The sequence below is a fragment of the Sulfitobacter sp. G21635-S1 genome (assembly GCF_027213915.1).
Taxonomy (GTDB): Bacteria; Pseudomonadota; Alphaproteobacteria; order Rhodobacterales; family Rhodobacteraceae; genus Sulfitobacter.
On the sequence record NZ_JAPWGV010000097.1, the window covers coordinates 1 to 308 of the forward strand.

Annotated in this window: 1 protein-coding gene; it reads left to right on the forward strand. The window is 64.3% G+C overall.

The window, feature by feature from the left end:
• The coding region (locus tag O4H53_RS27050; RefSeq protein WP_269368105.1) for a hypothetical protein at positions 1-308 on the forward strand (308 nt) is incomplete at both ends.

Below are 308 nucleotides of genomic sequence, written 5' to 3' on the forward strand. Positions count from 1 at the left end.
CCCTATCTGTTTCCGACGCTGGGCAAGGTAGGATTGGCACTGGCAACCTCGGGCCTGACCGTTCTGGGCCAGTTGCTGGTCAACGCGCTGATCCCGCCGACACAGCCAGAGGGCGAAGAGCGCCGCAACGTCTACAATATCGACGGCTGGCGGAACGAGGGACGTCCCGGCTCCCCGGTGCCCTACCTCTTCGGCAAACATCGCTACGCCCCGCCATTCGCAGCCACCTCCTGGACCGAGATCGTCGGCGACCAGCAATATGTCCGGGCGCTGTTCTGCCTTGGCTATGGCCCCTTGCGGATCTCCGA